Here is a 25,104-nt window from a genome sequence, read left to right as displayed (position 1 = left end):
GACTAAAAAGAGTGTCCAAGATAATTTTCCTTCCTATGTGACATAAGCTTGAAAAGCAAGCAAGATAGAGGAGGATTGAGTTAAGCATGTCCGATGATCGAAAAAGGGTCAATATTAAAGCTTTCCTGGAAGGCAGATCTTTTAGAGCAGGCTCTCCGTTTATTCCAATAACCACAAGCGAACTGGAGCAGTTTGAATCCATACTGCGTTCTTTGGCTGTGGCTATTCCTGCTGCAATTAGTCAGCCGACTTCAGCCAATATACTGTCATTACAGAATGGATTACGCCAGTTACTTACTTTTGTAAATCAATCCGGATTTCGTGCCGGAGTAAAGGCTGAATTACAAGCCGTATTGGAATTAACGATTGCAGGTTCAGAGGTTGTCCCTGTTCCTCTTATTAATCTCGCAGGTAACTTGCAAAACTTACTGGATGACTTGTTAAGTGTGACGCTGCTTCTGGAAGTACCTCCTGCAGAAAAAGATAAACTTGTGGGATTAATTCGATCGATCTCCATATCGCTAAGCCGTGCGACGACAACTCTTGGAACTGGAGGGATTACCGGACCAGCCGGCCCACAGGGAGTGCCAGGAGTCCCGGGGGTACCAGGTGTCCCAGGAGTCCCTGGGGTGAAAGGGGCTACTGGCACACCGGGAGGACTTGGACCAGTAGGACCGGTTGGCCCAGTTGGTCCACAGGGAGCACAGGGAGCACAGGGTCCGGCAGGAGCACCAGGTGTGGGTTTGAACAATATTACTGCATTTGATCCTGCACTGGGACCAACTTATGCTCAAGGCCAAGTAGTTAGCTACGAGGGTAGTCTTTATGTTGCCAATGTAAATGGTCCTTTGGGTACACCCGGAAGTTCTCCAGACTACACTCTTTTGCTGTCGGGAGGAACGACTGGAGTAACGGGAGCAACCGGAGCTGGTTTGACAGGAGCCGTGGCATTTAATCCAGCGCTCGCCCCGGGTTATCCAGCAGGTCAAGTCATTACGTATAACGGTAGTACTTACATTACGAGTGTAGCTGGTCCTCTAGGAACACCAGGATCTTCATCGGATTACACATTAATCGCTGCTGCGGGGGCGACTGGTGCAACTGGAGCCACAGGTGCAGGATTAAGTGGCATCGTGCCATTCGATCCCGCATTAGCACCAACATATCCAGCTGGACAGATCGTCACGTTTGGTGGCAGTACTTACATTACAAATGTCGCTTCGCCAACGGGTACGCCAGGAAGTTCGCCAGATTATACATTGCTTGCAGGTGCAGGACCTACAGGAGCCACAGGAGCAACCGGGGCGGGATTGACAGGCCTAGTGCCATTTGATCCAGCCGTAGCCCCAACGTATCCAGCGGGTCAAGTTGTAACGTTCAACGGCAGTACGTATATCGCGAATGTGGCGTCACCAACCGGAACTCCGGGGACTTCACCGGATTACACATTGCTTGCGGGCGCAGGAGCAACGGGAGTTACAGGAGCAACCGGCATTGGTGGAACGGGAAGTACCGGAGCTACAGGAGCATCGGGCGTAACAGGAGCGACAGGCGTAGGTTTAAGTGGTATCGTGCCATTCGATCCAGCGGTAGCCCCGACGTATCCAGCCGGTCAGGTTGTAACGTTCAACGGCAGTACGTATATTGCGAATGTGGCGTCACCAACCGGAACTCCGGGGACTTCACCAGATTACACGTTGCTTGCTGGCGCAGGAGCAACAGGTGTGACGGGTGCAACTGGTGTTGGAGTAACGGGAAGTACCGGAGTGACAGGAGCGACTGGTCTTACAGGGTTGACTGGGGCGACGGGAATTACAGGAGCCACGGGATTAAGCGTAACGGGATCAACAGGAGTAACTGGAGGAACTGGGGCAACTGGTGAAACAGGAGCGACAGGCGTAGGTTTGAGTGGCATTGTACCATTTGATCCAGCCGTAGCCCCGACATATCCAGCGGGTCAGGTTGTAACGTTCAACAGTAGTACGTATATTGCGAATGTGGCCTCACCAACGGGAACGCCGGGCACATCGCCGGATTACACGTTGCTTGCTGGCGCTGGAGCAACGGGTGTGACCGGTGCAACTGGCGTTGGAGTAACGGGAAGTACCGGAGTGACAGGGGCATCAGGGGTCACGGGAGCGACAGGTGTAGGTTTAAGTGGCATTGTACCATTTGATCCAGCTGTAGCCCCAACGTATCCAGCGGGTCAAGTTGTAACGTTTAACGGTAATACGTATATTGCAAATGTGGCATCGCCAACCGGAACGCCGGGGACTTCACCGGATTACACATTGCTTGCGGGCGCAGGAGCGACAGGTGTGACGGGTGCAACTGGTGTTGGAGTAACAGGAAGCACCGGAGCATCCGGCGTAACAGGAGCGACAGGCGTAGGTTTAAGTGGTATCGTGCCATTCGATCCAGCTGTAGCCCCGACATATCCAGCTGGTCAGGTTGTAACGTTCAACGGCAGTACGTATATTGCGAATGTGGCATCACCAACCGGAACGCCGGGGACTTCACCGGATTACACATTGCTTGCGGGCGCAGGAGCGACAGGTGTGACGGGTGCAACTGGAGTTGGAGTAACGGGAAGTACTGGTGAAACAGGAACGACTGGTCTTACAGGGTTAACCGGGGCGACAGGAATTACAGGAGCCACGGGACTAAGCGTAACGGGATCAACAGGAGTAACTGGAGGAACCGGGGCAACTGGTGAAACAGGAGCGACCGGTGTTGCAGGGTTGACCGGGGCGACGGGAATTACAGGAGCCACGGGACTAAGCGTAACGGGATCAACAGGAGTAACTGGAGGAACCGGGGCAACTGGTGAAACAGGAGCGACAGGTCTTACAGGGTTAACCGGGGCGACGGGAATTACAGGAGCCACGGGATTAAGCGTAACGGGATCAACCGGAGTAACTGGTGAAACAGGAGCGACCGGTGTTGCAGGGTTGACCGGGGCGACGGGAATTACAGGAGCCACGGGACTAAGCGTAACAGGATCAACAGGAGTAACTGGAGGAACCGGGGCAACTGGTGAAACAGGAGCGACTGGTGTTACAGGGTTGACTGGGGCGACGGGAATTACAGGAGCCACGGGACTAAGCGTAACAGGATCAACAGGAGTAACTGGAGGAACCGGGGCAACTGGTGAAACAGGAGCGACTGGTGTTGCAGGGTTGACTGGTGCGACGGGGATCACAGGAGCCACAGGAGTAAGTGTAACAGGTAGTACTGGTGCTACAGGTGAAACAGGAGCAACAGGCGTAACGGGATTGACTGGCGCAACGGGAGTAAGCGTAACAGGTGTGACAGGAGCAACGGGAGTCGGCATAACCGGAAGTACCGGAGCAACTGGTGTCACGGGGGAGACCGGAGTCACAGGTATAACCGGTGCAACGGGAGTAGGCGTAACGGGAAGTACCGGAGCAACTGGTGTCACGGGTGGAACAGGAGTCACAGGTATAACAGGAGCCACAGGAGTCGGCGTAACAGGAAGTACCGGAGTTTCTGGTGTCACTGGTGAAACCGGAGCCACAGGTATAACGGGAGCCACGGGAGTCGGCGTAACGGGAAGTACCGGAGCAACTGGTGTTACGGGGGAAACCGGAGCGACAGGTATAACGGGAGCAACGGGAATCAGCGTAACGGGGAGCACCGGGGCAACTGGTGCGACGGGGGAAACCGGAGCCACAGGTATAACGGGAGCCACGGGAGTCGGCGTAACGGGAAGTACCGGGGCAACTGGTGCGACTGGAGGAACCGGAGCGACAGGTATAACCGGAGCCACGGGAGTCGGCATAACAGGAAGTACCGGAGCAACTGGTGCGACTGGAGGAACGGGAACCACAGGTGTAACGGGAGCCACAGGTATAACGGGAGCAACGGGAGTCGGCGTAACCGGAAGTACAGGAGTTACTGGAGCAACCGGTGCAACCGGAACATCTGTAACATCTAACTCGGCTTTTGCTGAGAACACTAATGGTACGATTGTTGTAATATTGGGTGGTACGCTCGTTCCATTACCGAATAACCAAAATATTGGCACAGGTATAACCGTCAATGGGACAAATGACACCTTCACACTGACCAATGCAGGTCGTTACTATATCTCATACAAAATAAATCTGACAGCTGCACTTGCTATCCAATCTCGGGTTTTACTTAACGGTACAGCTATTCCAGCGAGTGTAGTATCTCCAGTAATTTCTCTCAGTCAGCTGCAGTCTGACTTTATGGTTACCGTTACCGCTGGTTCAACAATACAGTTACAATTATTCGGGCTTGTTGGCGCAGCCGTTCTGTCTCCTCCGGGGTCTACACTAAACATTATTCAGTTAAGTTAATAGTTCGATTACGTATTAAGAATACTTCCATTGACCAAAAGAAGCGGAGTTCATATGGGGGTGATGGGCACCCCTTTTCCAATTCCAAAAATATTTTGTTTGCAATCTTCATCACCGATATTTCAGCGGGTACAGTCATACAATTCCTTACGACAAAAAAGACGGGAACCACTAGGGTCCCGTCTTTCCTTTTACATATAGAAATATATTTGATTATTCCAGAACAATTTCAACAGCAGTATTGATTTCAGGCAACGCAGCAAGCTGCACAAGCACATCTTTTGGAACAGCTTTATCTACGGTCAGAATCATGATCGCTGCACCACCAATAATTTTACGTCCAACCTGCATGGATGCGATGTTGACATCGTTTTGTCCAAGCAGGGTTCCTACACGTCCGATAATACCTGGTTTATCGTTGTGGGAGATCAAAATTTGATGACTTTCCGGAGCGATATCTACCGGGAATTTGTCCAGACGAACAATACGTTCTCCATAACCTGCAAGCAATGTACCTGCTACACGACGTTCCTCAGCATCCTGAGTTGTAACCAATGTTACGGTAATCAGGTTAGTAAATCCTTTAGTGGTTGAGGTTTGGCTTACAACCACATTCAGATCACGGATTTTGGCCAGATGCATGGAGTTAACGATGTTGGCTTCCCCACCCAAATGTCTGGCGAGAATCCCTTTCACAATGTAACGAGTGAGAGGAGAAGTATCTACTTCAGAAAGTTCACCAGCATAGTCGATACGAATCTCCTGCACTGCATTTTGTGTAATCTGTGCTGCAAAACTACCCAACGTTTCACCCAGTTTGAAATAAGGCTGCAATTTGTTCATCACGGTTGGTGCAACAGCCGGCATGTTAACTGCGTTTTTAAATGGTTCGTTACGCAAAATGTGAAGCACCTGTTCCGACACATCGATAGCCACGTTCTCTTGTGCTTCTACTGTGGACGCACCAAGGTGAGGCGTAACGATAATGCTTGGGTGATTCAGGAACGGGTGATCAGCGGCTGGCGGCTCGCTTTCGAATACGTCAAATGCTGCACCAGCAACAATACCTTGATCAATGGCTTCGACAAGTGCCATCTCGTCAACTACACCACCACGAGCACAGTTGATGATACGCATTCCTTTTTTCATCACTTCGAATTGTGGACGTGAAATCATGTGCCGTGTTTCCGGTGTTAATGGTGTGTGAACGGTCATGAAGTCCGCATTGCGAATGATATCATCTACACTAGCCAGCTTCACTTGCAGCTTCTCGGCACGCTCCTCCGTGAGGAACGGGTCGTAAGCAAGAATGTCCATTCCGAATGCTTTGGCGCGCTTGGCAACTTCACTACCGATCCGTCCCATACCCAGTACACCGAGCGTTTTATTTCTTAATTCCACACCCAGGAAGGTTTTACGATCCCACGTACCCTGAATAGTCTTGGCATATGCCTGAGGAATGTGTCGTGCCAATGCCATCATCATGGCAAACGTGTGCTCACAGGTTGTGATGGTATTGCCATCAGGTGCATTAATAACGATGATACCGCGCTGTGTAGCAGCTTCCAGATCAATGTTATCTACACCAACACCTGCACGTCCGATCACCTTAAGGTTGGTACCAGCCGTCATAATACGATCTGTAACACGAGTCTGGCTGCGAACCAAGAGGGCATCATATTCACCAATAATGGCAACAAGTTCATCTTCACTAAGACCGGTTTTCTTCTCAACAACAACATCATTTGCATCCACCAGTTGCTGGATCCCCAGATCACTGATTGGGTCCGACACTAACACTTTGTACATGGTTTCTTCCTCCTTAGGTATGTGTATCTATATCGTCAAGGTCTGACCTCAGCGAAGAGGTATTCCTTAAAACCAGGTTGATTCTTCCGCCCAACAACGCGGTGTCGCAACATAGGGGGAAGGTGAAGCAAATAGAGTGATCCCACAGATATCCTTTAAAATAAATCAAAAAACTCTCAATCCACATACTGCTTGCGCAATAAGGGACGAGAGTTGTCGTGGTACCACCCTAATTCACCGCCGTTTCGCAACGACAGTCTTAGCGGTCAATGAAGACCGAAGAGGATAACGGGTCTAAACCGATTGCACCTACTCCAATTTCAATGCAATAACTCAGGAGCGCTCAAGACCATTTGCCTGCCACCGATTCACACCTACCATCGGCTCTCTGTAAGACGAAGCAACGTCTTTTTTCCATCATCGTGTTTAACGTGACTAATTTTTTCATAATGTATCATGGCTGACATGAGCATGTCAATAGGCTTAAATGTTTTAAAATGTTTTGCAGATGTCTTTAGATTCACACATAAACAGAGTCACCATAAGTAATACAATAGTTAATATACCTACCACAAGAAGATGGAAAGTAAGCTGTTTGGTGAACTGAATTTTACTGCTTTAATGAAGTAATGGCACGGACATATAACCAGGACTTGGGGCAGGCCTTGAACCTAATTGGTTTTTTGGCTATCATTTAGTATACTATCCGATTGGACAACGTAATTGTTATCCATCAAATTTAACTCAAGAGGACAGACGCATCCGATGAAAAAATTCAAGTTTCCCAAGTTCAAGATTCAGAAGGCTGAGCCACAACAGCTTACCGAGCGTTTGCTTTTAATCAATCTATACTTTACACAAGGTCTGACACTGATTATCGGAGTTGTGTGGATCTTATTGCAGAAACGAAACTTGTTAGATGTACTCGCATGGCCTGACAATTACCAATTTATATGGTGGGGTCTTGGTCTTGCAGGAATAATGCTTGTTATGGACTTGGTACTGTCGTATGTTATACCTCAGGAAAGCATGGATGACGGTGGAATTAACGAGATGTTGTTCCGTGGGCGTCCGATCTGGCACATTGTATGTATAGCAGCCATTGTTGCTGTGTGTGAGGAATTATTATTCCGTGGAGCCATCCAACATGCCATCGGTCCTTACTGGACAAGTATTTTATTTGCAGTTATCCATATTCGTTATTTGCGCCACTGGATTCCAACAGGCTGGGTGTTTGTCTCAAGTTATGGATTGGGTTGGATTTACTTGCAGTCCGGCACATTATGGGCACCTATATTATGTCACTTTATTATTGATTTGGTGTCCGGATTAGCGATACGTTTTCGGAGGGGATCATGAATCAGCCATTAAGTAGAATGAAGACATATGGCAGTCAGCGCCATCGTCAATCGGATAAAAAAGAGAAATCCGAGCGTCAGGTGGCTTCTCAAGTAAGCATCGTTGCTGAAACGGCAGCAGCAGCTGAGGTTGGCGGAATTACACCAATTACTTCCGTTTCTTTACCTAGATCACAGCGCAAGCCCTATACAGAAAAACTGGAAAGTCCAGTACTTCCTCAAAGGGCACCATCACGCTCCAAAAAAACGCCAAATTCAACGGAAGAATCGATCCCCGAAGCGGGTTCGCTTCCTACACGGACAGAATTACATCCTTCACGTCGGTTAAAATTGAGCAAGAGGTTTGTGAATTCACTCATTTTTATTTTTGTCATGTTAACGATTAGTCTGGTTTGGTGGGGGGTTGAAGGGGCACCCGCTCTGAATACGTTCCTTCCCTTGCCGTGGTAATGCTTTTACTCGCAGGTTTAATCATTTTGATGGGAGTTTCACTACTTTTTCATATGTGGCGTGAAGCCCATATTCATCAAATGATTGAAGAAGAGGTGGAAGTGCCTCATCTGCCAACATCCTTTGACGGGGCCATGATTTTGTATGTATCCGACACGCACAAGCGCAAGCTGAAGCAGAAGGATCTGGCAAACGTTAAAAACAAAGTGGACTGGGTTCTCATCGGTGGGGATGTTGCGGAAAAAGGAATCTCATGGTCTTTAGTTAGACATAACATGAAAATTTTATCGAACATTGCTCCTTCATTTACGGTGTATGGCAACCATGACAAGAGGGCTGGTACCGCTCAACTTGCGCGAATCCTTCGGGAATCGGACGTTAGGCTCCTGCAGGATAATGTAGAATATCTGCAAAGGGGCAACGACAGATTGAGCCTGATCGGCATAGACTATCGTTCCAAACAGGGCGATGTATTACTACAGCAGATCGGTAACCGTTTTTGCAAAATTGCTATCGTCCATGATCCTTTGCAGGCCCTTCGCTTGGAAGAAAATGCAGATCTTATTTTAAGTGGTCATACACATGGCGGACAATTGGTTTTGCCATTTTTCGGACCTGTGTTCCTGAGCAAAGCGTATCGTCCGGTATCGAACGGGTGGTACTCCCTGAAGCGAAGTCCGGAGGACATTCACCAAGAAGGCAAAATGCTTGTTAGCAGAGGATACGGTACAAATCATCTTCCTCTCCGACTAAGTTGTCCTGCGGAGATGCATATCATCACGTTAAGAGTGCCCGCGGAAAAAGCACTCACAGAGAAACAGCCTTGATCCATTGGATCAAGGCTGTTTTATTTTAATGCGCAAAATTACAATTTAACGAGCTTCCAATTCAATTGCACGCGGATCAACAAAGGAATAACCTTTCTTTTCGAGCTTGGTCAGCAACTCATCCAATGCTTCAACCGTCCATGGCAACTCATGCATCAAAATATTGCTTCCGGGATTTAACTGATCGAGTACATTTTGGATGACTTTTTCCGGGTTGTCTTTGGTGCTTTTATCCCAATCGAGAGAACCATTAGACCAAGTCATATATAACATGCCATTTTTCTTCACAGCAGCCTTCAGTGCATCATTTCCCGAACCAAAAGGTGGACGGAAGAATTGCGGTTCCTCACCAATGGTATCCTTCACTATTTTTTGGACATCTGTAACCTGTTTTGCCGCCTCAGCGTTGGACATTTTTTTGAGATCCTCATGATCCCAGGCATGATTGCCTACAATCTGACCCCGATCATGTATGAGTTTGAGCAATTCCGGATGGCTTTTCACCCGATATCCATTGACGAAAAATATCGCTTTAGCGTTATGTTTATCTAAAGTGTCGATCAGTGAAGTAATCATTTTTTCTTCTTTGGGTCCATCATCAAAAGTTAACAAGACCACTTTGCTTGGGCTCGCTTCATCGTTTGGTTTAATATAATAATTTTCATTCATATGATACGTCTTTTCCACTTTCTCTTCTGTAGAAACCTTCTCCGAAGATTCAGGTTCTTCTTCTGTCACAGTTGAATCTTCCGTTGAAGACTCGGGCACACCAGTTCCGGGTTCTCCTGTTTCAGTTGGGTTAGAGTTACCTTGCTCTTCTTGAACCGTGGTAGTTGATTCGCCCGCTGGTGTGGAATTATCAGATGTTTTTTCTTCCGCTGTCCCACAAGCTGACAACAGCAAACTTGCAGCAATGATCAATGCGGCGGTATGTCTAAACATGATTTCAACTCGCTTTCCTGTAATTATACGGAATGAGATCGCTCACTACCGCAAACACTAAATATGATTTTAACACTTGAAGGAGGTTGGTGTAATGAAGGCTTCATCCTTTTTTTGGGGCATTGTCATTGGTGTTGCAGCCAGTTCATGGCTGTCCAAAGGCAAATTGCCCATGATGTCATCGGGTTCATCAAGAAATATGATGGATCAGGCAAAACATAAGATGATGGAGATGACTTTCCCGGGTATGGACGGGTTCACAAGCAAGCAAAATCAACATGGTGAATCCCACAAAAATCCGGCAGCAAAGACCGCAAGAGCAATCACACCGCAGGAAAAAGAAGCGAATATGAGCATGCTCAAAGATTTTATTCGCACCAATCCCGATGTGAAGCATGAAGTTGAGCAAATTTTAAGCCAAACAAACACAACAGTACCGGGTTTATAAACCAAAACCTCCAATTAGAATCATCCACAGTCTTGATTTGCTGTGGAATGATTCTTTTTTTGTCGATTTTACTTCGTGCATTTAGAGGTATAAAATGATAACATAACTACATAGATTTATTTTCAGCACATATTGTTTTGTGCTTCATAATCTGTTATAAGACTTGCTTATAAAGGGGAGATCCTGTATGAAAATAGAACGACTAAGTCACGATAAGATACGGATTTTCCTGACCTTTGACGATCTGAGCGAGCGCGGAATACAAAAAGAAGATATGTGGCAGGAAATACCTAAGGTTCATGAACTGTTCACTGAAATGATGGATCAGGCCTATTCCGAACTTGGATTTGATGCCACAGGTCCACTCGCTGTCGAAGTATTCGCACTTCCCGCTCAAGGGATGGTTGTCATTGTCACACGTGGAAAATATGATCCGCAACAATATGGTTTAGGTCATGAAGATGATCTTCCTGAAGAAGTATATGAAATGGAAGTTACACTCGAGCAAAGCGATTCCATTGTTTATGCATTCAAGGACTTTGAAGTGCTCATTGAAGCTGCACATATGTTGCGTCAGCATGTTACGGATGCTGGGAGACTTTATTCCTATAAAGACAAGTGGTTCTTGCATTTGGAGCCAGATGAGGTAGATTCCACCAAACATGCGGCATTGATTGCCTTGCTTGCTGAATTTGGCGAAGGCTCCTCAGTTACTCCAGCAGTCATGGAAGAGTATGGTAAGGTTGTTATTCCTGCACAAGCGATTGATGTTATCTGCACCCACTTCAAACGCCAGGATTAATCTCTAGTTGTAATCGCGTCTTTAGTCAGAGGAGGGAATTTCGGTGCTTTTGTTTTCGGTCTTAGCGGCAGCAGTTGCTCCGGGTCTCGCCTTGTTAACATACTTTTACCTGAAAGACCGTTATGATTATGAGCCACTTCATATGGTATTGCGGGTTTTCCTCATGGGTATTCTGATGGTACTGCCTGTGATGATTATTCAGCGTGGCATGATGATGTGGCTCGGGGATAATCCTTATCTTGAGGCCATTATGATCTCAGGTGGTGTGGAGGAATTCGTTAAATGGTTCGTACTTTATCATATCATCTATAATCACACCGAATTTGATGAGCCGTATGACGGGATCTTATATGCAGTCGCTGTTTCACTTGGATTTGCCACTGTTGAGAATGTGTTGTATGCCTTTGCGGGGAATGCATCCGTCTCAGCCATGTTCCTTCGGGCACTGCTCCCTGTTTCAGGGCACGCTATGTTTGCGGTAATCATGGGTTATTATATGGGTAAAGCCAAGTTTATCGGTGGTAAGAAAAAGCGGTGGTATCTGGTTCTTTCTCTGGTGTTACCTTTTTTCTGGCATGCATTGTACGATGTCATCATGAACACCATGGTGAATCATTGGTTGTGGTTTATAGCGCCGCTAATGGCGGGCCTGTGGTATGGGGCAATGGGTAAAATCACACGAGCTAATAACCGTTCTCCTTTTCGTTTTGTGAAGCGGGAGGAAGAGGTTAAATTATAAAAATACGGACACACTGGTGGACATAAAGCGCATATTGCGCCTATGACTCCGGTGTGTTTTTATTTTTACAGATAAACTCCCGGGGAATGACCGACAGAAACGGAGATCGTTGTGATGAGAATTAAAATTAAAATCAGATGCAAACAATGCGGTGAACGATTTACATTACGAGGCAAGAAAGATCGGGGCCGGATTGAGACGGGATTCAAGCAGTGCCTATGTGATAACAGAGACCAGTTCGAAATTGAAGAAGAGGGCATGGCAACTGGGATTCAGCTGAATTAAAAGGAGGACCCAAACGCTACTTTAGCAGCCTGCTTGTGTAAGGACTGGAAATCGCATGCATAAGAGATCTTTCTTCGATCCACAATAGAGGTAGTGGTTTAGAAGAAAGGAGACTCTACCGATGTATAAACGATTAAGTTCAGTTATGTTTCCGATATTTGCGGTTCTGCTGGTCGGTGCGCTCGTGTGGGGCTATCAGGAGAATCAGGAGAAGAATGCAATTCTGATCAAGGCAGAGAATCAATATCAGCGTGCATTTCACGATTTATCTTTTCATATGGACAAATTGCATTCGGAGATTGGCAACACCTTGGCGGTTCACTCTACATCACAGGGGATGCATCGCAAAGGTTTGATGAATGTATGGCGACTCACCAGTGAAGCGCAGAATGAGATCAACCAACTGCCACTCACCATGCTGCCATTTAACGAGACAGAGGAGTTTCTCTCGCGTATTTCCAACTTTGCCTATCGGGCGTCGATGCGTGACTTGACGAACGAACCGCTAAGTGAGAAGGAAATGGGCAACCTGAAAAAGCTGTATCAGAATTCATCCGAGATTACCAAGAATCTGCAGGATGTGCAGCAGAAAGTCCTGACGGACCGATTGCGCTGGATGGATGCAGAGACTGCCATGGCAACACAAGAGCAAACCATGGACAACACGATCGTTGATGGTTTTCGTACAGTAAACAAAAAGGTACAGGAATACCCGGAGCTTGATTGGGGTCCTTCCGTATCCAACATCTATGCAAAACGATCAGTCAAGAAACTGGACGGCTTGCCGGTGACCAAAGAACAGATTCAGAGCAAGGCTGCAAAATTCTCTGATGCGGATAGTAGCAAAATCCAAGTGCAGGAGAACGGCAAAGGAACAGACTGGGAGTCCTACACTGCCACGATTGATCATGCCAACAATGGCAAACTGATGATGGATTTCACCCGTAATGGCGGAATGCTGATCTCTTACAGTGATACGCGTCCAATCGGAACCAAAAAAGTGTCTCGTCAGAATGCCATGGCTAAAGCAGATCAATTTCTAATGAACAAAGGCTATAAGGATATGAAAGCTGTAAACTACGATGAATATGGTAATCTGGGTAACCTTACTTATGTGCGTAAGCAAGGGGACACCTTGATTTATCCCGAGAAAATGTCAGTTCGTGTAGGTTTGGATACAGGCGAAGTAACCGGCTTCCAGGCGAGTGACTTTGTTTACGAACATAATGACATGCGCAAAATTCCGAAAGCAACTCTTACGGAGCAACAGGCGCGGAAAAAGCTTAATTCGGAGTTCGAAGAAAATTATGTTCGCAAATCCCTGATTGAGAATGATTACAGCAAAGAAGTATTGTGTTATGAATTCGGAGGGAAAATTAACGGTTCTCGTTACCGGATATACATTAATGCGAATACAGGAATAGAAGAAGCGGTTGAAGAGATCAAACCGGTCAATGCAACCTCATAAAAAGATGGATAATTTGAATTTGAAGTTGAGCGAATAACTGCGGCAGACCACGATGTGGTCTGTTTTTTTCTTGTTCAATGTGAGAAAGGTCATGGTATAATAGTCCTTGTACATACGAAGATAAATACATAAAGTGGCGGTGAACAGCTTGTTTCCGAAAATAAATGAAATTTTATACATCCACATTGCTTCTGCAGATGAAAAAGAGGAACACAAAGAGTACAAATCACGCATTGCAGATATGGATGACAGCAGTTTTCTGATTGAGGTCCCGATGCAACAAGGAAGCAGCGGTCTGAAAAGGCTCTTTTTCGGAGATGAATTGTCCATTTCATATATTACGGAGGATGGGGTCCGGCATTATTTTAATACCTATGTCACGGGATTTGAGGAAGATGTGGTCCGTCTTGTCCGTATCCGCAAACCGCTTCCGAGCGATATATCCAAAATACAACGGCGCAGCTTTCTTCGTGTTCATGCGAACCTCGAATTGGCCATCCAGAGTGAAGATCTGACCCGTGCTGTCGGATTGACTGAAGATATTGGCGGTGGTGGATTGTCCATCTACGGCGAAACAGGTTTCTCAATAGCTGAAGGTCAAAAATTGAAATGCTGGTTGCTGGTTCCCTACCGGAATTCAACCATTGAACATGTGAATTTTGAAGCTGAAGTTGTGCGGATCAAAACCCTGGAAACCGGCAGACAGCTATGCATGTTGAAATTTGTGCAGATTTCAGATTCGGAGCGCCAGAAAATTATCAAGTTTTGTTTTGAGCGGCAACTTGACTATCGCACGAAATAGGAATGTTGTGGCATAAAGAGAGGGAACTGCGGGTACCGTAATGAAAAAAACGGAGGTATTGCCTTGAATCGTCGTCATGCAACCCGCAGATATGAACGACTTTATTATGTTTTCTCCAGGCGAATGGAACGAAAGGTTACGATTCTGATTGCAGCCCTTCTAATCCTGCTTGTGGTATATCAATTGCTGCTGTTGGTACCAGGCTTCAAAAAGAATTTGACCACCATTGACCGCCTGGAAGGAACGCCAATTGAAGTGCAAACGATGAATGATTACAACCGTCGTTGATTTGTCTGTTTTTGCATCCATGTGTAGAGTGTGGTATAATTTTCACGATGCAGGCAATGCCTGTTTTTTTATTGAGGTTTATCGTTTGAGGAGGAATGCCCCGTTGGCAAGCCAGAACACATCAGAGAACGGGAAAATGAACGTTGCAATTGACGGACCTGCCGGTGCCGGGAAAAGCACGGTGGCCCGATTGGTTGCAGAGGCGCTCGCGTATGTATACGTCGACACAGGCGCAATGTACCGTGCGGTAACCTTGCATATGCTTCGGAAAGGTATTACACCGGAAGATGTGACACAGGTACTTCAGGAAGCCCAAAAGCTGGTCATTGATTTACAACCGGATCCCGACGGACAGAAAGTGTTCTGTAATGGGGAAGAAGTAACCTCGGAAATCCGCTCCCGTGAAGTGACGGGAATCGTGTCCCGATATGCGCAAATCGAGGGGCTGCGTACGCAATTAGTGGATACTCAGCGGCAAATGGCTTTGCGCAAGGGCGTCGTCATGGATGGACGCGATATCGGAACGACAGTACTGCCCGATGCGGAAGTGAAAATCTTCATGACTGCCAGTGTGGAAGAGCGTGCGCTTCGCCGCTTCAAAGAACTGGACCCCTCTGAAGGACTGACGTTGCAACAGCTGGAGCGAGACATTGCCACCCGTGACAGATTGGATGAGAATCGGGAAATTTCCCCATTGCGTTGTGCTGAGGATGCTATTGTCCTTGATACAACGGAGATGAACATTCATGAAGTGGTTGACAAAATCGTATCTTATTGCACAATGGTCAGAGGAGAGATCGGTCTATGATTTACACATTTTGCAGCACATTACTGCGGATCATTTATACCATTCTTTTCCGCTTGGAGGCCGTTGGACGGGAGAATATTCCGAAAGAAGGCGGCGTACTTTTATGTTCCAATCATATTAGTAACTTCGATCCTCCAACCGTTGGTATCAAACTTCGCCGTCAGGTACGTTTTATGGCCAAAAGCGAATTGTTTGAAATTCCGGTACTCGGCCGAATTATTAAAGCCGTGGGCGCTTTCCCCGTTAAACGTGGAGGTGTCAGCAAGGAATCCATCAAAACCTCACTCAATATTTTGCGTGATGGTCAAGTGCTTGGAATCTTCCCCTCGGGAAGCCGTCACAATGATGGAGGTATCGGCAAAAAAGGGGCAGCGAGTTTTGCTCTCCGCAGTGGCGCTACAGTTATTCCTACTGCTATTATCGGTAACTACAAAGTTTTTCGTAAGATGAAAGTTGTATATGGAGCACCAGTAAGTTTGGACGAGTTCAAGGAAGACCCATCTGGAGAAGCTCTAGAGAAGGCGACTGAAAAGATTATGTCCAAGATTAACGAGATGGTGCAAACGGGCGTGCCAAGCAAGTAATGGCTTCGTCGGTAGCTGAGTGCATGTTTCCATATTTTTGAGGGAGACTAAAGTTTGAGCACTCAGTGATGAAAGTGTTTTGAACTCTGCTACAGGCAGGTTTGAATATAATGGGGTTTTTGAATTGAGGAGGGTATTTGACATGTCGGAAGAAATGAAAAATCAAGAAGCAACCCAAGATGAGTTGGATCAATTCGTTTCCTTGAAAAAAGGAGATACCGTAAAAGGAACCATCGTCAAATTGGAAGATAACCAAGCCTATGTGAGCATTGGATATAAATATGACGGTGTCATTCCAATTCGTGAACTGTCTTCATTACATGTTGACAGCGCGTCTGACGCAGTAGAAGTTGGACAAGAAGTTGAAGCTAAAGTTCTTAGCATCGACGACGAGAAAGAAAAACTCGTTTTGTCCAAACGTGCAATCGACAGCGAAAACGCATGGGATCAATTGCAAAAGCATTTTGAAGACCAAGACGTATTCGAAGTTGTTGTAGGTGATGTTGTTAAAGGCGGTCTGGTAGCAGACGTGGGCGTACGTGGATTTATCCCGGCTTCCATGGTTGAACGCCATTTCGTTGAAGACTTCAGCGACTACAAAGGACGCACACTGCGTGTTAAAGTGAAAGAGATCGACCGTGAGAACAACAAAGTGATCCTTTCCCAAAAAGACGTACTGGAGCAAGAATTCGAAGCAAACAAAGCTACAGTAATGGCTGGTTTGCAAGAAGGTCAAGTGATCGAAGGTACAGTACAACGTTTGACTCAATTCGGTGCATTTGTTGATGTGGGCGGAGTTGACGGTTTGGTTCACGTATCCGAGCTGGCTTGGACACACGTTGAAAAACCATCCGACGTACTGTCTGAAGGTGATAAAGTTAGTGTGAAAGTGCTGAAAGTTGACCCTGAAAAAGGCAAAATCAGCCTGAGCATGAAAGCTGTTCAACCAGGTCCTTGGGAAACAGCAAGCGAAAAATTCAATTCCAGCGATATCGTAACAGGTGTTGTAAAACGTCTGGTAGACTTCGGTGCATTTGTTGAAATCGCTCCTGGTGTTGAGGGACTTGTGCATATCTCGCAAATCTCCCACAAACACATCGGCACTCCTCATGAAGTGCTGAAAGAAGGACAAGAAGTTCAAGTTAAAATCTTGGACATGAACCCTTCTGAGCAACGTGTAAGCTTGAGCATCAAAGAAACAGAAGAAGCTCCAGCTCAACCACAAAAATCAGAAAGACCTTCAAGAAACAACGCTCCGCGTGAAGAAATCAACAATCCAAACGTTTCCTTGAACAATCAAGGTATGAGCACTACGCTTGGCGAACTGTTTGGAGACAAACTCAGCAAATTCAAATAAGTTAACAATGCATGGTTCTAAGTTATATACTGCATATTTTGCTGAATAACAAAAGCAAGATCGGCGAGCCCAAGGCGGGTTCGCCGATTGTTTTTATTGCGAGTAATTTGGCATGAAACGTTAGCCAAGATATATCTTTTTTGCTATGATGAGTATCGTAAGTATGGACAGGAGGAGTGGAATGTATGGCAAGACCCGTTGTGGCAATTGTCGGACGACCGAACGTGGGTAAATCCACCATTTTCAATCGGATCATCGGCGACAGACTGGCCATTGTGGAAGACAAGCCGGGCATTACCCGTGACCGTATATATGGAATCGGTGAATGGAACGGTAAACCATTTAGTATCATTGATACAGGTGGTATCGAAATTGATGGTGAAGATGTAATCCTAAAATCGATTCGGATGCAAGCAGAGCTCGCTATTGAAGAAGCGGATGTTATTGTATTCATGTGTGATGCAAAAGCAGGTATTACGCAATCGGATGAAGAGGTAGCAGAGATGCTCTACCGCTCAGGCAAGCCTATTGTTGTAGCCGTTAACAAAGTGGATAATATCGGACGAAGTGAGCTCATTTATGAGTTTTATGGATTTGGTTTCGGTGATCCCATCGGCGTATCCGGAAGTCACGGTACAGGTGTAGGTGACTTGCTTGATGCAATTGTGGAGAAGTTGCCAGAACTTGAGGAAGAGACTTACGATGAAGATGTCATTCGTGTAGCTCTGATCGGACGTCCGAATGTGGGTAAATCTTCACTGGTGAACGCTATTCTGGGTGAAGAACGTGTCATTGTAAGTGACGTGGCTGGAACGACCCGGGATGCAATTGATACACCTTTTGAAAAAGACGGCCAACGTTACGTGCTGATTGATACAGCAGGTATGCGTAAGCGTGGTAAAGTATATGAAACAACTGAGAAATACAGTGTAATGCGTGCGATGCGTGCGATTGAGCGTGCAGATGTTGTTCTGATTGTCATTAATGGTGAAGAAGGCATTATTGAACAGGACAAGCATATTGCAGGATATGCATTCGAAGCTGGTAAAGCGTCATTGTTTGTTGTGAACAAATGGGACGTGGTAGAGAAGCATGACAAAACGATGAAAGAGTTTGAGAGAAAAATTCGGGATCACTTCCTGTTTATGACTTATGCTCCAGTCGTATTCTTGTCAGCCCTCACAAAACAACGCTTACAAAAATTGTTGCCGGTTGTGAAAAGGGTAGCAGATCAACACTCGTTACGTGTACAAACACATCTACTTAACGATGTGGTGTCTGATGCGGTTGCAATTAACCCTCCGCCAACGGATAAAGGACGGAGAATGAGAATTAACTATGTGACTCAGGTTGCCGTTAAGCCACCGACCATGGTTGTTTTTGTGAACGATCCGGAATTGATGCACTTCTCATATGAGCGCTACCTGGAGAATAAAATCCGTGCAGCGTTTGACTTCGAAGGAACACCAATTCGCATATTTACTCGGAAGAAGTCCGACGAAAGTTAGGGGAGAAGTGTGTGATTTTACAAATCGCAGCGATTGTACTGAGTTATCTGCTCGGTTCGATCAGCTTTAGTGTCCTCCTTGCCAAAGCGATACGGGGGATCGATATTCGTCAGCACGGAAGTGGAAACGCGGGAGCTACCAATACATTGCGTATTTTGGGTAAAGGACCGGCAATTGCTGTTCTGTTACTTGATGTACTTAAGGGTGTTGCAGCTGTATGGATTGGAATCTGGCTGAGTAACGGTTCTGCCTGGATTCCTGCACTCAGTGGTATAGCAGCCATTGCAGGACATAACTGGCCGCTTTACTTCCATTTTCGTGGAGGAAAAGGCATTGCCACAGCCATTGGTGTTCTGGTAAGTCTTGCTTTCCTGCCTGCGTTATGTGCTGGGGTGATCGCCATTCTGTCTATTGTATTGACACGCTATGTTTCATTGGGGTCTCTGATTTTTGTAGCATTTACACCCATCTTTATCATGGTATTACCCGGATATTCAATGAATATCTTCTGGGGGAGTCTGATTATTTGTCTGTTTGCGTTCTGGAGACATCGTACCAATATTGCGAAGCTCGCCAAAGGACAGGAAAATAAATTGGGATCGAAAAACCCTGGAGGGGGTAAACGAGTTGTCTAAAAAAGTTGCTGTTCTAGTCGCTGGGAGCTGGGGAACAGCTCTCGCCAGTGTACTCGCCGCCAATCAGTTGGATGTGATGATGTGGACACGTGGTGGAGACCAGGCTAACGAAATCAATAACAAGCACACTAATACTCGCTATCTTCCGGATGCGGAGCTTTCACCACGGATTCAAGCAACAACTGATATGGAAGCTGCGGTGGAAGGCGCTATAGCTGTGTTAATTGTTGCGCCTTCATCAGCCATGCGTGCAGTTACGAACCAGCTTAAGGCTTATTACAAGCCTGAGATGTTAGTCATTCATGCAACCAAAGGTTTTGAGACAGAAAGCCTCAAACGGATGTCCACAGTCATTTCAGAAGAGCTTGAATGTGAAGAAGGACGTGTGGTTGTTCTTTCTGGCCCAAGCCATGCGGAAGAAGTGGTGAAGCGTTGTCCAACGACAGTGGTTGTAGCTTCACTGGATAAGGCATCTGCCGAATCTGCCCAAGCTTTGTTTATGAATGCTTATTTCCGGGTTTACACGAATCGGGATATGATCGGTGTTGAGCTGGCTGGTGCATTCAAAAATATCATTGCTCTTGGTGCAGGTATGTCCGATGGTCTTCAATTTGGTGATAATGCCAAAGCCGCTTTGCTAACACGCGGTTTGGCAGAGATCACACGTATTGGTGTTGAGATGGGAGCAAATCCGCTAACGTTTTCGGGACTTGCTGGAATCGGGGATCTGGTTGTAACGGCTACAAGTCAGCACAGTCGGAACTGGAGAGCAGGTTCCATGTTAGGCCAGGGACAGAAGCTGGATGATGTTCTGAAGTCCATGGGCATGGTGGTAGAGGGCATTCGAACTACGCAAGCTGCCTATTTCATCTCACAAAAATACGGTGTACAAATGCCAATTGCGGATCAGTTATATCACGTTTTATTCCAGGAGAGACAGCCGCGTGATGCGGTTGAAGCCTTGATGGGACGTGACCCGAAGACTGAAATGGAAGTCATGAAGCTTGAAACCTGGGAGCAGTGGCATTCCTGATTGTAATCAGCCTAAACGTACCTTGTGAAATAAGAAGCTTATTCACCTTTTCTGTAGCAGACTCATACTATACACATGAGTATTGCCGGAGGAGGGGAGACGAATGGGTAACAACATTTCCAAAGATGCACTGAATGCAATCAATAAGAAAACGGGTAAAACGATAACGGAAGGTGCCGTTAAGAAATTGGCAAGCACGGTGAAACCAACGACGATTCAGAATGAAGCTCAGTTGCGCCAATTGATCAAACAAGTATCCGCCATGGCGAAAGTTCCGGTATCTGAGGATACGGTTAAGGATATTGTGAGTGCGGTCAAGAAAAGCGGATTGAATCCGAGCAGTATGGAATCGTTAATGAAAATGATGATGAAAAAATAATAGATCACACCTGCATGTGCAGGTGATCCAGTAAGACAAAAAGACGAGTCGGCTTCTGCCGGCTTGCTTTTTTGTCTTTTTTTTGGAAAGTTGAGCTGAATTTCGTGTTATAATGGTTGCAATTGTCACAGTGTCAGTGATGAATATCGGACTGAAGGGGAGACTGCTGGATTATGAGCGCAATGGACAAGATGTGGCTGTCATTGGTGGCCATCCTCATTATGGGACTATCTGTATTCCTGATTACGTTTGCTCGTGCCAAAACAAAAGGTATTGTACGGGGGATTCTTTCTCTGATTGCATTTTTGATTATGCTGATTGGCTTGTTCGGTGGAATCGCTTCTCTGACCTGATTTCCCATGCCTGAAGGATAACATCCGCATAAGCACATCATAAGAACTGACACAATGAACACGGATGAGGGGAGTGTGAGCCTATGGGGCCGCATGATACGGAGGGTCGGACAGAGCGTTATCCGGAATTACACGCGGCTTTGCTGGAAACGGCCAAAGCCTGGAACACACAGCCACAGACATGGTTACTTGGAGGAAGTTGTGGGTTGCTGCTTCAAGGGGTGGAGTTGCAACAGGCTCCGAGAGATATTGATATCTATGCGGATGTTGCTGCTGCTAAAGAACTTCACCGTAGCGCTCCGGGGGAAATGCTTGACGAGCCTACAGTGGATAAGACAGGACCGTATGCTTCTCTGCTGAGCCACTATCAGGTGGGTGAATGTGCGCTGGAACTGGTTGGTGGTTTCGAAATATGGGCTCGCAAAAGTTGGTACCGTATTGAGATTGAACATGTACTTGCTCCCCATGCACCAGTAGCACAAGTGGGTTTATATAGCCTGCGACTGATGCCGCTTGCGCATGAGTTGTTGTTTAATCTGCTGCGAGGTCGTGAAGATCGTTATGTCCCCATTGCGACACAGATGCGCGAGCAGCCAGATGCACATCAACCTATAATGATGCTTTTAAGTCAACAGAATGTATGGACAAGCCGCTTCAGAGCCGAAGTGGAAGAGCTTGTTGGCTTTACATGGCCCCAGTAGGTTGAGGGAGGAAAATGATGGACTATAAAGTTACTTTTTTACCTATGAACAAATCAATAGCGCTCAAACCAGGGGCAACACTTCTGCATGCAGCACGACGTGCTGGAGTCAAGATTACGACCCGATGTGATGGCAAAGCGGCTTGCCTGATGTGCAAAGTGAACGTGGATGAAGAACATCGGACGGAACTGTATCCACCAACAGATGCAGAAAAGCGCAAGCTGGGTTCACTGTTGGAAGCAGGTACACGACTGTCCTGTCAGGCCAAGGTGTGTGGATCTCTATCGGTTCATGTTCCAGAGGACCCGTTGAAGGCAGCCATTCGGAAACAACTGGAACGTCAACAACAGGAAGACGACTGGTTCTGAGCGTTATGACATTGATTCTCTAATGAGTTATTCAAGGAGGACACGAATGATTAGGAACAAGCCAAAATGTGTGGAAGGAAGCGGACGGCAGCGTCTGAAACATCAGACGGGCGGTCTGCTGTTATTCCTGTTGTTTGCTTTTACAGCAAGTGGTTGTATGTATCCATCCCAGAGCAATTCAGACCCTAAGATAGCTTATCGGGAGAGCGTGAGCCGCATCCAGAGTGCGGTCGAGGCATTTCAGCAAAATGAGGGGATTTTGCCAATCATCAATGCAGATATGGAAACGCCAAAATATGAAAAGTTCAGAGTGGATCTGCCCAAGTTGAAACAACTGGGGTATCTGGATGAAATACCGGGGACTGCTTTTGAAAGTGGTGGGAGCGCTTACTTCCTTATTCAGGACGAAGAAGTGAATCCGACCATTAAAGTGATGGATCTTCTGACCGTACAGAAAGTAAACGATGTGCAACGAATGGTTAATCAATATAAGTCCGTACATAACAATAAGCTGCCAAGCGGGGAAGAACTGTATCCGGGGTTATATGTTGTGAATATGGAGCAGGCTGCTCAGGCAGGTACTCCTTCCATTACGCTGAATAGTGTATATTCAGGTCAGGCGTTACCGTTTATGATGGATGACGAAGGCAAGGTCTATGTAGATTATGCTTTTGATATTATGCAGGCAGTGGAAAAGTCTGACGTGTCTCCAGCAGAGACTGAAGATGTTCGGGATTTGCTGGTGGAACACTCCTACTTCGTACCTGTAAAATCGGTTTTCTACGCTTGGAAAAATAATGCGCCGGTTGCCCAGCCCATAAAATAAGCATGGTTGCAATTCAAATGATTTAGCTGTATGACCACCATGGCTCTAATGGTTCAAAAAGAGATATTCCAAATAAGGGATATCTCTTTTTTCTTTTGTCAATATGAGCAATAACCGTCATAAAAGCTTCGCGGATCACATAAAGTAGATTGAAATAAAGACGCGCAGTCCGAGATCGGGGGATTCTCCTAATGTCATCACCTTAAGATAAAAAAACAAAAATACGCGTCATATTGCCGCATACGGATACATAAGATGATACTAGTCCAATTGCATGTACGAGTTAACGCCGCTCTCGCCGGTTTCATCAGAATGCAACGTTCGGCGGCGGACGACTTCCGGGCACTCACAAAGGCGGCTCTACCGTTGCAGGGATTTCAGTCTTCTGATTGAAAAAACGAAGCGGATGCTCTTTAGCATTTTTCCTTCGGAGTAATTTAGGGAGGGGATTTCATTGGAGAAAGTGGACATTTTTAAGGACATAGCTGAGCGGACCGGAGGGGATATTTATCTCGGGGTTGTCGGCGCAGTCCGGACGGGAAAATCAACATTTATTAAACGATTCATGGAAACGATCGTATTGCCTAACATCGCAAGCGAGGCTGATCGTGCCCGTGCAGTGGATGAACTTCCACAGAGTGCAGCAGGTAAAACCATCATGACTACCGAACCAAAATTCGTACCAAATAACGCAGTCCAGATTAAGGTGGCAGAAGGACTCGATGTCAATGTGCGCCTTGTGGATTGTGTAGGTTACGCGGTGGAAGGAGCCAAGGGATACGAGGATGAGAATGGTCCACGCATGATCTCCACGCCTTGGTTCGAGGAACCAATTCCGTTCCAGGAAGCTGCCGAGATTGGTACTCGCAAAGTCATTCAGGAGCATTCCACACTGGGTGTTGTGGTAACAACAGACGGCACAATCGCCGAAATTGCCCGCAGTTCCTATGTGGAATCCGAAGAACGGGTCATTGCAGAATTAAAAGAAGTGGGTAAACCGTTTGTCCTGGTCATCAACTCTACTCGTCCTCGCAGTGAAGAAGCCCTGCAATTGCGCAGTGAGCTTGCTGCCAAATACGACATTCCGGTGATGACACTCAGTGCAGCGACGATGACGGAAGATGATGTGACGGGTGTACTTCGTGAAGTGCTCTATGAGTTCCCTGTGCATGAAGTGAATGTAAACTTGCCGAGCTGGGTTATGGTACTCAATGAGACTCACTGGCTGCGTAGCAACTACGAAAATTCCGTACGGGATACCGTTAAGGACATTCGCAGACTTCGTGACGTGGATCGGGTTGTCGCTCAGTTCATGGAATATGAATTCATTGATCGCGCAGGCCTGAGTGGCATGAATATGGGGCAGGGTGTAGCCGAGATTGACCTGTACGCGCCGGATGAACTGTATGATCAAATTCTCGTGGAAGTGGTTGGAATCGAGATTCGCGGTAAGGATCATCTGCTGCAATTAATGCAGGAATTCTCGCATGCGAAGAGAGAATACGACCGCTTCGCAGAAGCGCTGGAGATGGTCAAAACGACCGGATACGGCATTGCTGCTCCATCTCTTGCCGAGATGGCTCTGGATGAACCTGAGCTCATTCGTCAGGGCACCAAATTTGGCGTACGTCTGAAAGCAACGGCACCGTCCATTCATATGATCCGGGTTGATGTGGAATCAGAGTTCGCTCCAATCATCGGTACGGAGAAACAAAGTGAGGAACTGGTGAGATACCTGATGCAGGACTTCGAGAACGATCCGATCAAGGTATGGGATTCAGACATGTTTGGTCGTTCGCTGCATTCCATCGTGCGAGAAGGGATCCAGGGCAAGATTGCCATGATGCCGGATAATGCAAGATACAAATTGCAAGAGACGCTGGGAAGAATCATTAACGAAGGTTCGGGCGGCTTGATCGCTATCATTCTGTAAGACATCAAAAGACCGTAAGGGGGCATCCCCTCGCGGTCTTTTTTACGTGGTTTCT

At 46.6% G+C, this 25,104-nt stretch carries 25 protein-coding genes and 1 other annotated feature; of the genes, 23 read left to right on the top strand and 2 right to left on the bottom strand.

Annotated features, from left to right (window positions below):
• Positions 1-86 precede the first annotated feature (86 nt).
• A complete protein-coding gene (locus NSQ20_RS20410; RefSeq protein ID WP_340030768.1) occupies positions 87-4,346 on the top strand; it encodes a collagen-like repeat preface domain-containing protein in 4,260 nt (1,419 codons plus the stop codon).
• A gap of 213 nt (positions 4,347-4,559) precedes the next feature.
• Here NSQ20_RS20410 and serA read toward each other — a convergent pair whose 3' ends face one another.
• Positions 4,560-6,155 (bottom strand): phosphoglycerate dehydrogenase, encoded by a 1,596-nt coding sequence (gene serA / locus NSQ20_RS20405; RefSeq protein WP_017687669.1) that lies wholly within the window; start codon positions 6,153-6,155, stop codon positions 4,560-4,562.
• A gap of 199 nt (positions 6,156-6,354) precedes the next feature.
• Positions 6,355-6,585: a binding site (T-box leader), on the bottom strand.
• Between the two features lie 335 nt (positions 6,586-6,920).
• Between serA and NSQ20_RS20400 the strand changes: the two genes are divergently transcribed.
• Genes NSQ20_RS20400 through NSQ20_RS20390 form a run of 3 tightly spaced genes read left to right on the top strand, consistent with a single transcriptional unit; the run spans position 6,921 to position 8,790 of the window.
• Positions 6,921-7,514 carry a type II CAAX endopeptidase family protein gene (locus NSQ20_RS20400; RefSeq protein WP_036607728.1) on the top strand — a complete coding sequence of 198 codons (594 nt, stop codon included), beginning with the start codon at positions 6,921-6,923 and terminating at the stop codon, positions 7,512-7,514.
• Positions 7,511-7,963, top strand: coding sequence for a hypothetical protein (locus NSQ20_RS20395; RefSeq protein WP_017687671.1), 453 nt, complete (start codon positions 7,511-7,513; stop codon positions 7,961-7,963). Before NSQ20_RS20400 ends, NSQ20_RS20395 begins: the two co-directional genes overlap by 4 nt.
• 29 nt (positions 7,964-7,992) lie before the next feature.
• Positions 7,993-8,790, top strand: a complete 798-nt coding sequence (locus NSQ20_RS20390) for a metallophosphoesterase (protein WP_340030766.1) — start codon at positions 7,993-7,995, stop codon at positions 8,788-8,790.
• Positions 8,791-8,835: 45 nt separating this feature from the next.
• Here NSQ20_RS20390 and NSQ20_RS20385 read toward each other — a convergent pair whose 3' ends face one another.
• Positions 8,836-9,732: a polysaccharide deacetylase family protein gene (locus tag NSQ20_RS20385; protein WP_340030764.1), complete on the bottom strand. Its 897-nt coding sequence runs from the start codon at positions 9,730-9,732 to the stop codon at positions 8,836-8,838.
• 94 nt (positions 9,733-9,826) lie between these two features.
• Here NSQ20_RS20385 and NSQ20_RS20380 point away from each other — a divergent pair, with 94 nt between their 5' ends.
• The 19 genes from NSQ20_RS20380 to spoIVA all read left to right on the top strand — a co-directional run bounded on the left by NSQ20_RS20380 (position 9,827) and on the right by spoIVA (position 25,049).
• On the top strand, positions 9,827-10,180 hold the full coding sequence (locus tag NSQ20_RS20380; RefSeq protein ID WP_036607724.1) for a hypothetical protein: 354 nt from the start codon (positions 9,827-9,829) through the stop codon (positions 10,178-10,180).
• Positions 10,181-10,367: 187 nt separating this feature from the next.
• Positions 10,368-10,982: a genetic competence negative regulator gene (locus tag NSQ20_RS20375; RefSeq protein WP_017687675.1), complete on the top strand. Its 615-nt coding sequence runs from the start codon at positions 10,368-10,370 to the stop codon at positions 10,980-10,982.
• A 43-nt stretch (positions 10,983-11,025) separates the two neighbouring features.
• Positions 11,026-11,721, top strand: a complete 696-nt coding sequence (gene prsW, locus NSQ20_RS20370; RefSeq protein ID WP_017687676.1) for a glutamic-type intramembrane protease PrsW — start codon at positions 11,026-11,028, stop codon at positions 11,719-11,721.
• A 114-nt stretch (positions 11,722-11,835) separates the two neighbouring features.
• Positions 11,836-12,006 (top strand): hypothetical protein, encoded by a 171-nt coding sequence (locus tag NSQ20_RS20365; protein ID WP_164783335.1) that lies wholly within the window; start codon positions 11,836-11,838, stop codon positions 12,004-12,006.
• A gap of 121 nt (positions 12,007-12,127) precedes the next feature.
• Positions 12,128-13,474 (top strand): germination protein YpeB, encoded by a 1,347-nt coding sequence (gene ypeB / locus NSQ20_RS20360; protein ID WP_340030762.1) that lies wholly within the window; start codon positions 12,128-12,130, stop codon positions 13,472-13,474.
• Between the two features lie 148 nt (positions 13,475-13,622).
• Entirely contained in the window at positions 13,623-14,276 is a 654-nt protein-coding gene (locus tag NSQ20_RS20355; RefSeq protein WP_340030761.1) for a flagellar brake domain-containing protein, read from the top strand.
• Between the two features lie 63 nt (positions 14,277-14,339).
• Complete coding sequence (locus NSQ20_RS20350; protein WP_036607715.1) at positions 14,340-14,564, top strand: hypothetical protein; 225 nt, start codon at positions 14,340-14,342, stop codon at positions 14,562-14,564.
• Positions 14,565-14,667: 103 nt separating this feature from the next.
• Positions 14,668-15,372, top strand: a complete 705-nt coding sequence (gene cmk, locus NSQ20_RS20345) for a (d)CMP kinase (RefSeq protein ID WP_036607714.1) — start codon at positions 14,668-14,670, stop codon at positions 15,370-15,372.
• Positions 15,369-15,956: a lysophospholipid acyltransferase family protein gene (locus tag NSQ20_RS20340; RefSeq protein WP_036607713.1), complete on the top strand. Its 588-nt coding sequence runs from the start codon at positions 15,369-15,371 to the stop codon at positions 15,954-15,956. Before cmk ends, NSQ20_RS20340 begins: the two co-directional genes overlap by 4 nt.
• 142 nt (positions 15,957-16,098) lie before the next feature.
• Positions 16,099-17,313, top strand: a complete 1,215-nt coding sequence (rpsA, locus tag NSQ20_RS20335) for a 30S ribosomal protein S1 (protein ID WP_036607712.1) — start codon at positions 16,099-16,101, stop codon at positions 17,311-17,313.
• 185 nt (positions 17,314-17,498) lie between these two features.
• Positions 17,499-18,821, top strand: coding sequence for a ribosome biogenesis GTPase Der (der, locus tag NSQ20_RS20330; protein ID WP_017687684.1), 1,323 nt, complete (start codon positions 17,499-17,501; stop codon positions 18,819-18,821).
• Positions 18,822-18,832: 11 nt separating this feature from the next.
• A complete protein-coding gene (gene plsY / locus NSQ20_RS20325) occupies positions 18,833-19,456 on the top strand; it encodes a glycerol-3-phosphate 1-O-acyltransferase PlsY (RefSeq protein WP_036607711.1) in 624 nt (207 codons plus the stop codon).
• Positions 19,449-20,489 (top strand): NAD(P)H-dependent glycerol-3-phosphate dehydrogenase, encoded by a 1,041-nt coding sequence (locus NSQ20_RS20320; RefSeq protein ID WP_340030758.1) that lies wholly within the window; start codon positions 19,449-19,451, stop codon positions 20,487-20,489. Before plsY ends, NSQ20_RS20320 begins: the two co-directional genes overlap by 8 nt.
• A 103-nt stretch (positions 20,490-20,592) precedes the next feature.
• Positions 20,593-20,868, top strand: coding sequence for a stage VI sporulation protein F (locus tag NSQ20_RS20315; RefSeq protein ID WP_017687687.1), 276 nt, complete (start codon positions 20,593-20,595; stop codon positions 20,866-20,868).
• A gap of 173 nt (positions 20,869-21,041) precedes the next feature.
• Positions 21,042-21,221: a DUF2768 family protein gene (locus NSQ20_RS20310; RefSeq protein WP_036607705.1), complete on the top strand. Its 180-nt coding sequence runs from the start codon at positions 21,042-21,044 to the stop codon at positions 21,219-21,221.
• Positions 21,222-21,304: 83 nt separating this feature from the next.
• Entirely contained in the window at positions 21,305-21,922 is a 618-nt protein-coding gene (locus tag NSQ20_RS20305; protein WP_036672020.1) for a hypothetical protein, read from the top strand.
• Positions 21,923-21,939: 17 nt separating this feature from the next.
• Positions 21,940-22,290 (top strand): 2Fe-2S iron-sulfur cluster-binding protein, encoded by a 351-nt coding sequence (locus NSQ20_RS20300; RefSeq protein WP_036607701.1) that lies wholly within the window; start codon positions 21,940-21,942, stop codon positions 22,288-22,290.
• A gap of 46 nt (positions 22,291-22,336) precedes the next feature.
• On the top strand, positions 22,337-23,116 hold the full coding sequence (locus tag NSQ20_RS20295) for a hypothetical protein (RefSeq protein ID WP_340030753.1): 780 nt from the start codon (positions 22,337-22,339) through the stop codon (positions 23,114-23,116).
• A 454-nt stretch (positions 23,117-23,570) separates the two neighbouring features.
• On the top strand, positions 23,571-25,049 hold the full coding sequence (gene spoIVA / locus NSQ20_RS20290; RefSeq protein WP_017687692.1) for a stage IV sporulation protein A: 1,479 nt from the start codon (positions 23,571-23,573) through the stop codon (positions 25,047-25,049).
• Positions 25,050-25,104 lie beyond the last annotated feature (55 nt).

The organism is Paenibacillus sp. FSL K6-1122, assembly GCF_037977015.1.
Taxonomy (GTDB): Bacteria; Bacillota; Bacilli; order Paenibacillales; family Paenibacillaceae; genus Paenibacillus; species Paenibacillus amylolyticus.
The sequence above is the reverse complement of the archived record's forward strand: the minus strand, read 5'-3'. Positions and strand labels throughout refer to the sequence as shown.

Excerpts from the sequence above, each read along its gene's own strand:
- NSQ20_RS20410 (WP_340030768.1), top strand. The coding sequence starts at position 87 with ATGTCCGATGATCGAAAAAGGGTCAATATTAAAGCTTTCCTGGAAGGC.
- serA (WP_017687669.1), bottom strand. The coding sequence starts at position 6,155 with ATGTACAAAGTGTTAGTGTCGGACCCAATCAGTGATCTGGGGATCCAG.
- NSQ20_RS20400 (WP_036607728.1), top strand. The coding sequence starts at position 6,921 with ATGAAAAAATTCAAGTTTCCCAAGTTCAAGATTCAGAAGGCTGAGCCA.
- NSQ20_RS20395 (WP_017687671.1), top strand. The coding sequence starts at position 7,511 with ATGAATCAGCCATTAAGTAGAATGAAGACATATGGCAGTCAGCGCCAT.
- NSQ20_RS20390 (WP_340030766.1), top strand. The coding sequence starts at position 7,993 with ATGGGAGTTTCACTACTTTTTCATATGTGGCGTGAAGCCCATATTCAT.
- NSQ20_RS20385 (WP_340030764.1), bottom strand. The coding sequence starts at position 9,732 with ATGTTTAGACATACCGCCGCATTGATCATTGCTGCAAGTTTGCTGTTG.
- NSQ20_RS20380 (WP_036607724.1), top strand. The coding sequence starts at position 9,827 with ATGAAGGCTTCATCCTTTTTTTGGGGCATTGTCATTGGTGTTGCAGCC.
- NSQ20_RS20375 (WP_017687675.1), top strand. The coding sequence starts at position 10,368 with ATGAAAATAGAACGACTAAGTCACGATAAGATACGGATTTTCCTGACC.
- NSQ20_RS20365 (WP_164783335.1), top strand. The coding sequence starts at position 11,836 with ATGAGAATTAAAATTAAAATCAGATGCAAACAATGCGGTGAACGATTT.
- ypeB (WP_340030762.1), top strand. The coding sequence starts at position 12,128 with ATGTATAAACGATTAAGTTCAGTTATGTTTCCGATATTTGCGGTTCTG.
- NSQ20_RS20340 (WP_036607713.1), top strand. The coding sequence starts at position 15,369 with ATGATTTACACATTTTGCAGCACATTACTGCGGATCATTTATACCATT.
- rpsA (WP_036607712.1), top strand. The coding sequence starts at position 16,099 with ATGTCGGAAGAAATGAAAAATCAAGAAGCAACCCAAGATGAGTTGGAT.
- der (WP_017687684.1), top strand. The coding sequence starts at position 17,499 with ATGGCAAGACCCGTTGTGGCAATTGTCGGACGACCGAACGTGGGTAAA.
- NSQ20_RS20315 (WP_017687687.1), top strand. The coding sequence starts at position 20,593 with ATGGGTAACAACATTTCCAAAGATGCACTGAATGCAATCAATAAGAAA.
- NSQ20_RS20310 (WP_036607705.1), top strand. The coding sequence starts at position 21,042 with ATGAGCGCAATGGACAAGATGTGGCTGTCATTGGTGGCCATCCTCATT.
- NSQ20_RS20305 (WP_036672020.1), top strand. The coding sequence starts at position 21,305 with ATGGGGCCGCATGATACGGAGGGTCGGACAGAGCGTTATCCGGAATTA.
- NSQ20_RS20300 (WP_036607701.1), top strand. The coding sequence starts at position 21,940 with ATGGACTATAAAGTTACTTTTTTACCTATGAACAAATCAATAGCGCTC.
- NSQ20_RS20295 (WP_340030753.1), top strand. The coding sequence starts at position 22,337 with ATGATTAGGAACAAGCCAAAATGTGTGGAAGGAAGCGGACGGCAGCGT.